Genomic DNA, 13,579 nt, shown 5'->3' with positions numbered 1-13,579 from the left:
TTACCTCTGGCCAGCAAACAGGTTATTAAATAGTCCTGGGCTCCCCGGGACAATATTCATCAACGTTAAATCAGTGCCGCACCCTGACCACAGCCAATTCCCTGTCACCGACAATTATCCCGGAGTGATATGACGAATCATGAATTTTTGACCCGGATTGATGGCCTGTTTTATCGCGCGACAGACCCTGCCTTCCGGGAATATGCCCTGTCCGGGTCAGTCACCGCAGGCCGCTATTCGGCTGTCAGCCAGCCAACACTTTACCTGAGTTCATCACCTGAAGGTGTAGAGGCTGCCATGATGGCACATCGTACTCAACGGGCGCCGGCTTCTGAAATCCTCTGTATTCGGGTGGCTGCAAACAATATTTTCGATTTGCGTGATACGCACGCTTTGCGATACGCCGGAATCGATATCAATGATGCGATTGCTCCGTGGCAGGAAATTGTCGCTGCCGGCGGTATTCCTCGTTCATGGCGGGTAAGGCGGCGGTTGGAAGCGTTAGGGGCTGCCGGGCTGATTGACCCTTCCCGTAAAGCGCCCGGACTGTGGCACCTGGTATTATTCCAGTGGAACCAGGGAGCGGAAGTCAGCGCAGAACTGATTGATTGAACCGCAGGTCCCTGACCGTTCTGCAAAGCATGGCCGGCCAGGGAGCCGATATTGTGATCGGTTATCTTAACTCAGGCAGCCTGATTACAAAGAGAATCGCTGCTGAATAAAGTCCGCGGCCAGGGTGACGCCCTCCGCAGAGATGGTGTGTGGAACTCCGGGCTCAAATACCGCAGTCACCTCGACCCCAAGCCCTTCCAGTACCTGCTGCGCGTGCTGACTCTCAGTCCAGGGGATCACCGGATCTGACTGGCCATGAATCAGCAGTGCTGCCACACCCGCTGCCGGGTGAAAAGGCTCAGGCGAGGCTAAACGTCCGGAAAACGCCACGACCCCGGCCAACGGTAATGCATTACGCACCAGTGCATCCAGAGACATAATGCTGCCCTGTGAAAATCCTACCAGAATCAACTGGTCCCCGGCAGTCACCTGGTTTTCACGCAGAATCTTTTGCAGAGTGGCATCAAAAGATTCCCGCGCCTCAGCGATACGTGATACACGATTTTCATCTGTCACACCGTTCACGCTGAACCACTGGTAGCCGGATCCCATATCACAACGATGCGGTGCATCCGGCGAAACAAAAGTCACGTCAGGCATAGCGGCTTCCCAGAAATCACCCAATCCCCGGAGATCCGCACCATTACTGCCGACACCGTGTAACAGTATAACTATTTTTTTACTCATCTTTGCCTCTTACAGCCCCAGATCCGCAAGTGAAGGACCTTCAGGGACAATGCCGTTTGGATTCAATGCCTTAATAGAATAGTAGCCCTGTTTTATATGATCAATATTTACCGTCTCACGAATACCCGGAATATCCAGAATCCGTCGGGTGTAGCGGCTGAGCGCCGGATAGTCACTGAGATGCTGCAGGTTACATTTAAACAACCCGTAGTAAGCCGCATCAAAACGAATCAGAGTGACAAACAACCGGATATCTGCCTCGGTTAACCGCCCGCCGACCAGATACTCACGCCCGTCACTCATCCGTTGTTCCAGGCTGCTCAGCATAGCAAATACGTCACTGAAGGCTTCCTGATAACTCAGTTGCGTGGTAGCAAATCCGGCCCGGTAGACGCCGTTGTTAAGTTTGGGATAGATCTGTTCATTCAGCGCATCAATTTCGGTCTGCAAGGGAGCCGGATAGAGATCGATATCGTGGCGAGCCAGGCTGCCGAAGCCCTGGTTCATTATTCGCACGATATCGGCCGATTCATTATTCACGATGGTGCCGGTCTTCTTGTCCCATAAAACCGGCACCGTCGCCCGCCCGGTGTAGTGCGGATCGGCCATAGTGTAAATCTGGTGGATCCACTGGCAATGATTCACGTTATCGGCCACAGCACCGGGGTAATCACCAAAATGCCAGCCCTGATCCAGTAGCCAGGGTTCTACTACGGATACCGTGATCACCTGTTCCAGCCCTTTGAGCTTACGCGCCATTAACGTACGGGAAGCCCAGGGGCAGATGTAAGCGACATATAAATGGTATCGCCCTGCTTCTGCCGCAAAACCGGTTTCACCCCCGGGGGTAATCTGATGACGGAATCCCGAAGTCTGGCGGACGAATCCGCCTTTTTTATCCACTGCCTGTACCGGATGCCAGTCAGCGCTCCATTGACCATTTACCAGCATGTCCCCTCCTGAATCAGTGGCTAAAGGTTGGTTTTAACGCGTATTTTCCGTCACCGGTTAACGCCAGCACCAGCAGACCGATAATCCAGAAACCCGGGAATTCCCAGCCACCATTAGGATCGGTAAAGAAAAAGCCGGCATGGCCGTGTACGGTAATAATAGTGCCTAACAGTAACGGAATTAAGGCAACAGCCGCAATACGTGCATAAACACCCAGAATAAGCGCCAGTGCGCCGACAAATTCAACCACCATCACCAGGTAGGCCAGGCCTCCGGGCAGTCCCAGCGATTCAAAAAATTTCGCCGTGCCGGCCGGGGTGAATACGAATAATTTCAGCCCGAGATGAGCCAGGAACAGAATGCCGAGTGCAATACGTAACAGCAGAGCAGCATAGGGGGTAGTACGGGTATCGTTCATGATTATTTCCTCAGTAAAGTGTTGTTGAGGAAAAGACTACCCGAATTACAGAGTCAGGATTAGCCGTCCTGAGAGCGCATGTTAGTTTCCATTTTGGAAATAATTACCAGCCCTGCTCCCAGACGGGCTGGCCGGCGAAAGCACTGGCCAGATAATCAATCATCGCCCTGGATTTATGTGCCAGATATCGGGCCGGTGGATAGAGGGCAAATAACCCCAACGGGGCCGGCGCGTACTCCTCCAGCAGGGGCACTATCCGGTGATTTTTCAGCGCATCGCCGGCAATAAAGGTCGGTAAACGGCCTATCCCCAGCCCCGCTGTCACCGCCTGCAGACACACTTCGGCGTTTGAAAATTTGAGCCGGCCATGGATAGCCTGCTCCTGCAGTTGCTTCTCCGGACCGACAAATGGCCAGCGATAAGGGTCACGAAAATTGGTATCCACTATGCAGTCATGCTCTGCCAGTTCTGTCCAGTGTTGCGGAGTGCCCCTGCGGGCCAGATATTCCGGTGAAGCCACCAGCAGTATTCGGATATTACACAGCTTTCTCGCCATCAGGCTGCTGTCTGCCAGCGCACCAATGCGCAGCGCAAGATCAAAACCTTCATCAATGATATTCACCAGCCGGTCTGCATAGCTAACATCCAGCTCAATGTCCGGAAAGCGTTGCGCAAAATCAATCAGATGGGGGGTCAGTTGAGTGGTACCAAAGGTGACCGGCGCCGAAATGCGCAACCGACCGGCAGGAGAATCTGAAGTATTACGGATAGCATCATTCAGAGCATCGTACTCACCGATCAGTGTACGTATCCTTTCGTAGTAGGCTACACCGACCTCAGTAACCGTCAGAGAGCGGGTACTACGGCGAAATAACTGCACGCCAAGAATTTGTTCCAGCCTGGAAATTAATTTTGAAGCCTGACCGTGGCTGGTATGCAGACGCTGGGCGGCGGCGGTAAAACTGCCCGACTCCACCACCGCAATAAACATCCGATCGCAATCCAGTCTTTCCATGCGCTGTTCTCCGGTACAATTTTTCACGGCTTCGGTTCAGAGGAGCCAGTCCGGCGCAGGCAGACTTGCCGCGCCGGAATCATCATACAGAAAAATAGTGGCGGAAAAAGTCGGTGACGGATAACCGGTTAAAAACCTTCCAGTACAATTTTACCGCGGGCACGGCCACTTTCGATCAGTTGATGTGCCTTACGTAAATTGTCGGCACTGATTTTCCCGTAATGTTCTCCGAGCGTCGTTTTCAGCGTTCCGTCGTCCACCAGCCGGGCGACTTCATTCAGAATCTCATGCTGCCGCTGAATATCCGGGGTAGTGTAAAGTGAACGGGTAAACATCAGTTCCCAGTGCAGCGAAACTGCCTTACGTTTCAGTGGTAACGCGTCGAGTGTTTCCGGATCATCAATAAGCCCGATACGGCCCTGCGGGGCAACAATATCTACCAGTTGCGGATAGTGCAGATCGGTATGAGTCAGGCTGGCGATATAATCAACCGATTCGATGCCCGCGTCCAGCAGCTGCTGTTTCATCGGTTGACGATGATCAATCACATGATGTGCGCCCAGTGATTTAACCCATTCAGACGTTTCTTCCCGCGAAGCCGTGCCAATCACCGTCAGTCCGGTCAGGCTGGCCGCCAGTTGCGTCATAATCGAACCCACACCACCACCGGCTCCGACAATCAGTAACGATTTCCCCTGTCCATCACCCACCTGCAGGCGGTCAAACAGCAGTTCCCAGGCGGTCAGAGAGGTCAGCGGTAAGGCTGCCGCTTCAGCGTTATTCAGGCTGGCGGGCTTACGACCCGTAATACGTTCATCGACCAAATGATATTCGGCATAGGTTCCCGGGCGAATCAGTGATCCGGCGTAAAAAACTTCATCACCCGGCGCGAATAGCGTGACACTGTCACCTACCGCTTCGACCACGCCGCTGGCGTCCCAGCCCAGGATCCGGGGTTGCTCAGGATCCCCGCCATTTCGCACTTTGGTATCTACCGGATTTACGGAAATCGCGTTGATTTTCACCAGCAGGTCATGACCGGTAGGTTGTGGTTTAGTGGTTTCTGTTTCATACAGTGACTGTGGATCGGTCAGAGGTAAACCGGCTTTCTGGTAAACAATGGCTTTCATAATTTTCTCCGGATATTGTTAACATCGGGTTAGCACTTTTGGCTGCTGGCCCCATTCTGTTCATCCCGGGGCTAAAGAAACAGCCGTTTTACCGGGTAACACTTTCTCTTTTATTGTGAAAATATCGATGCATTCCCGCGTAAAATATTGTAATTAACGCACTGACGAGAAAGATTACGGAGCTGAAATGGTACGTCTTGAAGATATCTGGTTATTTACCCGGGTGGCGGCACTGGGCAGTTTTTCTAATGCGGCGCGTGAAGCCGGCCTGCTGCCAGGCCAGGTCAGTGCAGCTATCGCCAGACTGGAACAACGTCTGGATACACGTCTGTTTGCCCGCTCTACCCGTAATCTGAGGCTGACAGCGGAAGGCGAAAAGTATCTGCCGTTTGCCAGCGAAATGTTATCGGTTATGCAGGCTGGCCAGCAAAGCCTGAAAAAAGGCACAGATGAGCTGCAGGGGACACTGCGCATTGCCCTGCCTTCCGATTGCGGTCGTAACTTGCTGTTACCCTGGATTAGCGATTTCTGTCAGCAGCATCAGGGGTTAACACTGCAATTATCGGTGTCAGATCAGGTCAGTGATGTTTTCCGTGATCCGATTGATGTTGCCATACGCTATGGCGTACCGGATAACCGCAGTTATGTTGCCAGAGTGTTGGCTGACCGCAACCGACGGGTTCTTGCGGCATCGCCGGAATATCTGAAAAAACATGGCTATCCACAGTCGCTGGATGACCTGCTTCATCATCAGTGCCTGGTCTACAGCCTGAACGGTCATGTCTATGATAAATGGCAGTTTCCACACCAACATCAGCTACGACAGTTATCTCTGACCAGCCGCTGGCAGTGTGATGATGCAGATATTGTTCGCCGCTGGGCGGTGGATGGACGTGGTATCGTTTACAAATCCTGGCTGGATCTCAGCAGCGATGTGCAGTCAGGCCGGCTGGAGATTGTACTGCCGGAGATTACCGGAGAAGCCGCCCCACTGTATCTGATATGTCCTCATCGCCAGCAGCTTTCACCCGCTGTTCGCCTGTTATATCGTGGTCTGAGTGACCATCTGCAAAAAATTATCCACCAACTGCCGGCTGTTGAATAATTTTCCCGCCACCGCAAATACGACTTGATTAGGATCCGGTCGGTTCCTAATATGTCCGGATGAAAACTCCTTCTGATACTCAACGTGCTGTCGGGCGTCCCCGTGAATTCGATTATGACCAGGTCATGGACGCTGCTATCCGCCAGTTCACTCTCAACGGATACCACGGTTCGTCCATTAGCCTGCTGAGTCAGGCGACCGGGCTGACCGCCGGCAGCCTGTATAAAGCGTTTAATGATAAGCGTGACCTGTTTCTGGCGGCATTGACCCGTTATGTAGATATCAATAATCAGCGCCTGGAATCCTCACTCTCTGCGGCCGGTGATGGCATGCAACATATCCGGATTTTACTCGACCACTATCTGGCGAACAGCAACGGTGAAACCGGCAGGCTCGGTTGCCTGGTAGTGACCAGCGCCAGCGAACTGGCCTCAGGAGATCCGGAAATTGCCGCACAAATAGCCCGGCTGATGAAACGCTACCATCAGCGTTTTGTGCGCTATCTGCAACAAGGCATTGAGGACGGTTCGGTCAGAGCCGACCTTGACCCACAGGCTACTGCCTCGCTACTGCTGGCGGTTTCTCAGGGGCTGCGGGTTCTGGGTAAATCCGGATTTTCTCTGCAACAGGCCGATGACATTCGTCAGTCAATACTGAAACTCACCCTGCCCTGAAATACGGCTGAGTACCGCCTTATTGATCGGTGATAAATGGCCAGCGTCAGACAGGCTGAGACTAAGAATAATATTTCGCCCTGATATCCCGGCAAGATATTAACCCGACGCTTGCCGGAAAACTGAGCCCGCTAGCCATTTAGTGCGGATATCAATGTAATCTCTTACCCCCGGGCAGCTTTTTGCTTACCATCGGGACGAAGGGTCTCACTGAAAGCAGGAGTATTCATGCCACAGACAACCTCGATCAACCGCCGCTGGGTACTGGCTTCCCGCCCTGTCGGACGCCCATCTGCTGAAAATTTTCGTCTGGAAACCCGCGACATTCCTCAGCCCGAAGAGGGGCAATTGTTACTGAGAACCGTCTATCTGTCCCTTGACCCCTATATGCGGGGCAGGATGAGCGACGCCCCTTCTTATGCCGCCCCTGTTGAAATTGATGAAGTGATGGTCGGCGGCACAATCAGTCGCGTGGTCAGCTCCCGGCATTCTGACTTTAAACAAGGTGAATGGATCCTGGCCTATACCGGCTGGCAGGATTATGCAGTGGCGGATGCTGCCTCAGTGATCAGTCTCGGCGACAACCCTGAACACCCTTCGCTGTCACTGGGTGTGGCGGGTATGCCTGGCTTTACCGCCTGGATGGGACTGACCGATATCGGCCAGCCCAAGCAGGGAGAAACCCTGGTCGTCGCTGCTGCCACCGGGCCGGTGGGCAGTACGGTTGGCCAGATAGGAAAAATGAAAGGGTGCCGGGTCATCGGTGTTGCCGGCAGTGATGAAAAATGCCGGGATGCCACAGAAAATGCCGGTTTTGACCTCTGTCTCAATCATCGTGCCCCAGACTTTGCTGAACAACTGAGCAAAGCCTGCCCGCAAGGTATTGATATTTATTTTGAAAATGTTGGCGGAGCCGTATTCGATGCGGTAGTACCGCTACTCAACCCTAAAGCCCGGATTCCGGTCTGCGGTCTTGCTGCGCGTTATAACGATACTGATACCCCGGAAGGCCCGGACAGGCTACCGGCATTTATCGGTATTCTGTTGAAAAAACGCATCCGCGTTCAGGGATTTATTATCTTTGATGATTATGCTTCACATTTCCCGGCATTTCGCAGCATGATGGGCGACTGGTTACGTCAGAATAAAATCTATTACCGTGAAGATATCGTTGATGGTCTGGAACAGGCGCCTCAGGCATTTGGCGGAATGTTACAGGGTCACAATCATGGCAAGCTGGTGGTCCGTGTTGCCGATGATTAACGGACGCAGGGGCTTCTGCTCTGCCTCACCGGTCACCTTGCAATGAAAACCAAACCCGGATGGCGGGTTGAGCAATAACGTTAAAATTTTATCTGTTTAACAAAAGGACTATACCATGACTGCTTATGTGATCTTTATCCGCGATGAAACCGTGGATCAGGATGAAATGCAGGTTTACAGCGAAAAAGCCTCTGCGGCACGCGGTGACCATCCGATGACTCCGCTGGCTTTTTACGGCCCGGCTGAAGCCCTTGAAGGTCCGGGGACTGAAGGAGTAGTACTACTGAAATTCCCGGATATGGAAGCGGCTAAAGCGTGGTATTTCAGCCCAGCTTACCAGGAAGCGAAGCAGCATCGTCTGAAAGGCGCGAAGTATCGCGTCGTACTGACCGAGGGTATCGCGTAATCCCGGGTCGCTGCCATCTACCACTGGCAGCGACCTGAGTACGATTGTGCGGGGGGTGATTTAGTAGCCGCGAAGTGGATCAATCACCCCACTCATCTCTTCTCCACCTTCATGGCGACGAATATTTTCCAGTAATACTTTTACCGAAGACTCCGGGCGGGTTTCACTGGCCATATGGGGCGTCAGCCAGATAGCGGGATGCGACCAGAATGGATGGCCTTTGGGCAGGGGTTCCGGGTCGGTCACATCGACGATGGCATGGTTTAACTGTCCACTCTCCAGTGCCCGCAACAGATCATCATGATTCAGTTGCTGCCCTCGTCCGGCATGAACCAGCGACGCCCCGGCCGGCAACTGGTCAAACAAAGAACGACATAAAATTCCACGGGTTAAGCCGGTCAGGGGTAACAGGCAAACCAGAATATCGGTATCGGCCAAAAACGCCGCCAGCTGATCATCACCATGCCAGCAACGAACCCCCGGCACTGTTTTCTCCGTCCGGCTCCAGCCGGCACAACTGAATCCCAAAGACAATAACTGGCGGGCTGCTGCCTGGCCCAGCGTTCCCAGCCCCAATATCCCGACCCGGCAATGCTCTGCCTGAGGGGCCGGATGTTTCTGCCACAGTTGTTGTTGCTGCTGTTGCAGGTAACGAGGCATACCACGCTGTAAGGCAAGTACCGAAAAAGTAATATAACCCACCATATCCTGTTTCAGTCCGGGCTCAATCATTCTCACCACGGCAACGCCTTCCGGCAACAATGAATAATTAAACTGGTCGGCACCGGCTCCGACTGAAAAAATCACCTGCAAACCAGGGAACAACTCCTGAAGATTAGGCGGAATTTCCCAGCACACCAGATATCTGACTACCTGCGGGTCTCCGGCCTCCGGCCAGATGAAAAATTGCTGTTCCGGCGCATGTTCTGCCAGCCATGTTTTCCAGATGTGCCCACGTTCTGCGTTCGAATGATAATAAACAATACTCATTAGCCCATCGCTTGTGTCATAAACCCAAAGTCCAGCATACCGCCACGCGTTTTTTCCGGCGGCACACCACGAATCATCAGTAACGGGGTATCCACTATCGCCAGCCCGCAAGCGGTCAGCCACTCAGAAAATAAGCTGTCTCCATGCGTGTCAATACGCAGAAACTCACCCGCCAGCGAGGCGGCACAATGGCTGAACAACTGCCTGGCACCCCGTTCATTACGGGCGATTAAGGGGCCTGCCTGGTAGCCATGACCAAATTTACGCAGACAGACAAAGCCCTCGATCTGCCCTTGTTGTTCCAGCACCCACAACCCCTCTGTGGTCAATAACTGCTGATACAATGTCGGACGGTAAAGCCCGTGGGCCTGCTGGTCAAATTCTATAATCTGTGCCAGTTCACCCGCCTGCAAGGGGCGAATCTGCTCTCTTGCACCCAACACTGGCGGTGAAAATACCGGCAACCGCGCGCACTGGTGCTGGTGCACGGTGCCGTGCGCTGTGAAACCAAACTTCTGATACAGTCCCTGACCGGCTTCGGTGGCATGCAACCGAACACTGGTCCCGGAGACCTGCTCCAGCAATGCACCGATCATTGCTTTACCCATCCCCGTCCCCTGGTGTGCAGGGTCGACGATAACCAACCCCAGGGTACTGCGCTGCACTCCCCAACGCCAGACCAGAGCACATCCGACAATCTGTTGTTGTACAACAGCAACCACGCCTTCTCCCAGAGAAAATGCCTGTTGCCAGTCTTCCGGCCGGTGTGGCCAGTGCATCATTTGGGTAAGCCGGTATCCTGCCGGCAAATCCTCCGGCTGCATACGGCGCAACACAAAACTCATTCGGACTCCTGAAACCATCATCATTGACTCAGCCAGAACATAAGCTGAGCTTCAGCATAAGCGCTTAATCGTGCGGGGTAAATAAACTTACTGACCGGCAGACGGGATAAAACCGGCTCTGCCGCCCGTAAGATGTAAACATCTATTAATGATTGTTCACCCTGTACGATTGATTTACTATCAAAACTCCGGCGTGGGTGGACAGACTCTTGTTGGATATGCGTGATTTGGGGTCTGCTTCTCAGCAGGCGGAATCTCACAGTTCAGGGTATTCATAACTCAGTAAGGTAATAATTTAGTGAAAAAAATCGTATCTGCCGTTTTTCTGGCCGGCTTATTTTGTGCCAGTGCTTCTGCCAGCGCCCAGGAAGTGTTACGTTTTGCCGTCGACCCTACGTTTCCTCCGTTCGAATTCAAAGGCGCCGACGGTTCGCTACAGGGATTTGATATTGATATCGGTAATGCGATTTGTCAGCAGGCACAGGTCAAATGTGAATGGACCGAGCTGGGTTTCGATGCGTTGATTCCTGCGCTGAAGGCCAAAAAAATTTGATGCCATCCTCTCTTCAATGTCCCGTACCGAAAAGCGCGAACAACAGATTGCCTTCTCGGACATGATTTATCACACCCCGAATGCGCTGGTGGTGCCAGACGGCAGCAAAATCACCGATGATGTCGCCACCATGAAAGGTAAAACTATCGGAGTCGCTCAGGGCACGACCCAGGAAGCCTGGGCTAAAGCTAAATGGGCTCCGGCCGGTGTTCAGGTGATCTCTTATGCCAACCAGGACCAGGTCTATCCTGACTTAGTGGCGGGTCGTCTGGACGGCACGCTGACTGATGCAGTCACCGCCGATAATGGCTTCCTGAAAACTCCGCAGGGCAAAGGTTTTTTTATCAGCGCGAAGCCTGAAGATAAAACCTTCTTTGGTCAGGGATCGGGAATTGGTCTGCGTAAGGGCGATACCGCGCGTCTGACATTAATTAACAATGCGATTGCTGCGATTCATAAAAGCGGTGAATACGATCGTATTGAAAAGAAATACTTTACTTTCAGTGTGTATCCTAAGATGTAACCTCTCTCCCCGGCCATCCGGCCGGGGATTTTCCGCAGAAGGCGGCACAGCCACGCTTTTTGCGGTTAACGGCAATGTTGCTGAACCAGTTTCACAAAAAACGAGGCACCTGACGAGATAATCTGGTCGTTAAAGTCATAACCCGGGTTATGCAGTGAACACCCCTGTTTCCCCTCTCCGTCATTGCCTAACAAAAAGTAAGTTCCCGGCCGTTTTTCCAGCATGAACGAAAAGTCTTCGCTGCCGGTGGACGGAATAATATGGTCTTCCACCGCATCGCGTCCAAAAACGTCGATAGCCAGGGCTTTAGCCTCTGCCGTATGTTTATCGCTGTTGGTCAGTACAGGATAAGACTCATAAACCTGCAAACTGGCGCTGGCACCATAGCTTTGTGCAGTCAGTTCACTGATTTCATGAATCCGGCGGATCAGTAATTCGCGGATTTCCGGTTTCATGGCTCTGACAGTCAGCTCCATCTCCGCGCTTTGTGGAATGACGTTCGACGCAAATCCGGCATGAAATGTTCCAACGGTCACAATCGCAGTTTCGCCAGGGGTGACATTACGGGAAACAATGGTTTGCAGTGACATCACCAGAGCCGAAGCCACCAGGATAGGGTCTACCGTGGCCTCCGGATGAGCCCCATGCCCTCCTTTACCCTGCACCGTAATTTTCACTGTGTCCGCAGAGGCCATAAAATGTCCGGCATAAAAACCAAATTTACCGGCAGGCAATCCTGGTCGGTTATGCAGTGCATAGACTGCATCACAGGGAAATCGCTCAAATAAACCGTCCTTAATCATCAGGTCTGCGCCGCCAATCGCCTCTTCCGCCGGCTGAAAAATCAGATGCACAGTTCCGTCAAACTGACATTCATCCTCCGCCAGATATCGGGCCGCAGCCAGTAAAATGGTGGTATGACCATCGTGGCCGCAGGCATGCATCTTACCCGGGCGTGTGCTGGCATAGCTCAGACCCGTTGTTTCATGAACAGGCAGTGCGTCCATATCCGCCCGCAGGCCAATAGATTTGTCAGAATTCCCTTTTTTAAGTGACCCTACCAGCCCGGTTTTACCCAGTTCACGGGTGACCTGATAGCCCCACTCAGTCAGCTTTTCTGCGACAAACTGGCTGGTTTCATATTCTTCGAGGCTCAGTTCCGGGTGTGCATGTAAATGACGGCGAATAGCAATCATCTCAGGTTCATGACGTTTAACGCCCGGAATAACAAAGTCTGACATAGTGATCTCTCTTGTTCTGTTTATTGTGTTTGCATTTTCACTCTCAGAATATCAGGCATTCTCTAAAAAATAAGCAAAATTTATCCTTTCATTTTTTATTCCCCGGCGCTTTTGAAGCTTATTGTGCTGAATAAAATATAGCGTTTTACCTGGGGTAAAATATATCTTCTGAAATAAACTCCGGGAAATCACCAGCAGTTACCTTTCCTGTCGTTGGTGATGATATTTTTTGCACCCGATTGCTAAAAATTTTTGCACCCGGTAGCGAAAAAAATGCACCCGGTAGCAATGACTTTTGAATCATTTTGTTACATTACAGTCTGTGGGGTTTTGAGGGTGGTTTTAACATTCACTGAACAATCACAGAAATTTGTTCACTCACCTCCAACAACCTGATTTATCGGTCCATTTTCAAAAACCACCGGATATCAGTAGGTGTAAACGCTTCCACAAAACCAGCTTGCGGCAGTCCTTTGTCAGTCATGTTTAGCGTGCCTGTTAAAATCTGTGTGTTTCGGCGTTACGCAAATGATTATACTAACGGCCGTTATTAGTTAACTGATAAAAACTGTTAGCTTTAAACATGCAACGTGTCTTTATTTACACTCTTTTTTGTGAGCAAATTAAATAACATCAGGAAGCCTGAATGATTGATATGTTAAATATGATATCGCGCAGGCGCATATTGCAGGGAATGGGGGCGCTGGCCGCTACCACATTACTTCCGTCTGGTATTTTGCCAGCATTCGCGGATACGCCTGCAAACAGCGACTTTAACGATATTTCCAGGTTATTAACCGGCCGCACTACTTTGTCGCCTGAATTTAGTACTGCGCTTTTTTCTGCCTTCACGAAAATTGATAACCACTTCCCACAGAAACTGGCACGACTGAAGCAGTGGATCACTGCCAATTCTGTCCCGGCTGCCTCGCTGCAAAAGCGTTTGTCTGCCGACAGTTCTGTCGCCGATCTTGCTTCATTACCCGCGCTGATCCTGACCGGATGGTATCTGGGTATTGCCGGCAGCGGCGATAAGGCGATTTGTGTCGCCTACGTTGATGCTCTGGCAAATCAGGAAGTTGCAGCGGTGTTGAACCCGCCTACTTACGCCTATGGCGCCTATGGAAGCTGGGCCACGAAACCGTTTTAACCCCGGTACTCAGTCA

At 52.0% G+C, this 13,579-nt stretch carries 14 protein-coding genes and 1 pseudogene; 7 read left to right on the top strand and 8 right to left on the bottom strand.

Going from position 1 to position 13,579, the window contains the following annotated elements; translation table 11 throughout:
• The first annotated feature begins 129 nt into the window (after nt 1-129).
• Nucleotides 130-612: an RES family NAD+ phosphorylase gene (locus HA49_RS03865; RefSeq protein ID WP_038020620.1), complete on the top strand. Its 483-nt coding sequence runs from the start codon at nt 130-132 to the stop codon at nt 610-612.
• 84 nt (nt 613-696) lie between these two features.
• Here HA49_RS03865 and HA49_RS03860 read toward each other — a convergent pair whose 3' ends face one another.
• From HA49_RS03860 to HA49_RS03840, 5 genes are all read right to left on the bottom strand, one after another.
• Nucleotides 697-1,299 carry an alpha/beta hydrolase gene (locus tag HA49_RS03860; RefSeq protein WP_038020619.1) on the bottom strand — a complete coding sequence of 201 codons (603 nt, stop codon included), beginning with the start codon at nt 1,297-1,299 and terminating at the stop codon, nt 697-699.
• A 9-nt stretch (nt 1,300-1,308) separates the two neighbouring features.
• Entirely contained in the window at nt 1,309-2,250 is a 942-nt protein-coding gene (locus HA49_RS03855; RefSeq protein ID WP_038020618.1) for a glutathione S-transferase family protein, read from the bottom strand.
• 13 nt (nt 2,251-2,263) lie between these two features.
• On the bottom strand, nt 2,264-2,668 hold the full coding sequence (locus HA49_RS03850; protein WP_038020617.1) for a DoxX family protein: 405 nt from the start codon (nt 2,666-2,668) through the stop codon (nt 2,264-2,266).
• Between the two features lie 103 nt (nt 2,669-2,771).
• Nucleotides 2,772-3,683 carry a LysR family transcriptional regulator gene (locus HA49_RS03845; RefSeq protein WP_038020616.1) on the bottom strand — a complete coding sequence of 304 codons (912 nt, stop codon included), beginning with the start codon at nt 3,681-3,683 and terminating at the stop codon, nt 2,772-2,774.
• A 128-nt stretch (nt 3,684-3,811) separates the two neighbouring features.
• Nucleotides 3,812-4,813, bottom strand: coding sequence for a zinc-binding alcohol dehydrogenase family protein (locus HA49_RS03840; RefSeq protein WP_038020615.1), 1,002 nt, complete (start codon nt 4,811-4,813; stop codon nt 3,812-3,814).
• Between the two features lie 187 nt (nt 4,814-5,000).
• Between HA49_RS03840 and HA49_RS03835 the strand changes: the two genes are divergently transcribed.
• From HA49_RS03835 to HA49_RS03820, 4 genes are all read left to right on the top strand, one after another.
• Complete coding sequence (locus HA49_RS03835; RefSeq protein WP_038020614.1) at nt 5,001-5,918, top strand: LysR family transcriptional regulator; 918 nt, start codon at nt 5,001-5,003, stop codon at nt 5,916-5,918.
• A gap of 59 nt (nt 5,919-5,977) precedes the next feature.
• Complete coding sequence (locus HA49_RS03830) at nt 5,978-6,592, top strand: TetR/AcrR family transcriptional regulator (RefSeq protein ID WP_038020613.1); 615 nt, start codon at nt 5,978-5,980, stop codon at nt 6,590-6,592.
• Nucleotides 6,593-6,820: 228 nt separating this feature from the next.
• Entirely contained in the window at nt 6,821-7,855 is a 1,035-nt protein-coding gene (locus tag HA49_RS03825) for an NADP-dependent oxidoreductase (RefSeq protein ID WP_038020612.1), read from the top strand.
• A 115-nt stretch (nt 7,856-7,970) separates the two neighbouring features.
• Nucleotides 7,971-8,261: a DUF1330 domain-containing protein gene (locus tag HA49_RS03820; RefSeq protein WP_038020611.1), complete on the top strand. Its 291-nt coding sequence runs from the start codon at nt 7,971-7,973 to the stop codon at nt 8,259-8,261.
• Nucleotides 8,262-8,321: 60 nt separating this feature from the next.
• On the opposite strand, the gene HA49_RS03815 is transcribed toward HA49_RS03820, so the two are convergent.
• Complete coding sequence (locus HA49_RS03815; protein WP_038020610.1) at nt 8,322-9,251, bottom strand: 2-hydroxyacid dehydrogenase; 930 nt, start codon at nt 9,249-9,251, stop codon at nt 8,322-8,324.
• Nucleotides 9,251-10,096 carry a GNAT family N-acetyltransferase gene (locus HA49_RS03810; protein WP_038020609.1) on the bottom strand — a complete coding sequence of 282 codons (846 nt, stop codon included), beginning with the start codon at nt 10,094-10,096 and terminating at the stop codon, nt 9,251-9,253. Before HA49_RS03810 ends, HA49_RS03815 begins: the two co-directional genes overlap by 1 nt.
• A gap of 298 nt (nt 10,097-10,394) precedes the next feature.
• On the opposite strand from HA49_RS03810, the pseudogene HA49_RS03805 reads away from it, so the two are divergent.
• A pseudogene (locus tag HA49_RS03805) lies at nt 10,395-11,172 on the top strand (transporter substrate-binding domain-containing protein).
• Nucleotides 11,173-11,237: 65 nt separating this feature from the next.
• On the opposite strand, the gene HA49_RS03800 reads toward HA49_RS03805, so the two are convergent.
• A complete protein-coding gene (locus tag HA49_RS03800; protein ID WP_038020608.1) occupies nt 11,238-12,413 on the bottom strand; it encodes a M20 aminoacylase family protein in 1,176 nt (391 codons plus the stop codon).
• A gap of 646 nt (nt 12,414-13,059) precedes the next feature.
• On the opposite strand from HA49_RS03800, the gene HA49_RS03795 reads away from it, so the two are divergent.
• Nucleotides 13,060-13,563: a sugar dehydrogenase complex small subunit gene (locus HA49_RS03795; RefSeq protein WP_038020607.1), complete on the top strand. Its 504-nt coding sequence runs from the start codon at nt 13,060-13,062 to the stop codon at nt 13,561-13,563.
• Nucleotides 13,564-13,579 lie beyond the last annotated feature (16 nt).

This window comes from Tatumella morbirosei, from assembly GCF_000757425.2.
In the GTDB taxonomy this organism is placed as follows: Bacteria; Pseudomonadota; Gammaproteobacteria; order Enterobacterales; family Enterobacteriaceae; genus Tatumella; species Tatumella morbirosei.
This window is presented reverse-complemented; position numbering and strand designations above follow the sequence as displayed.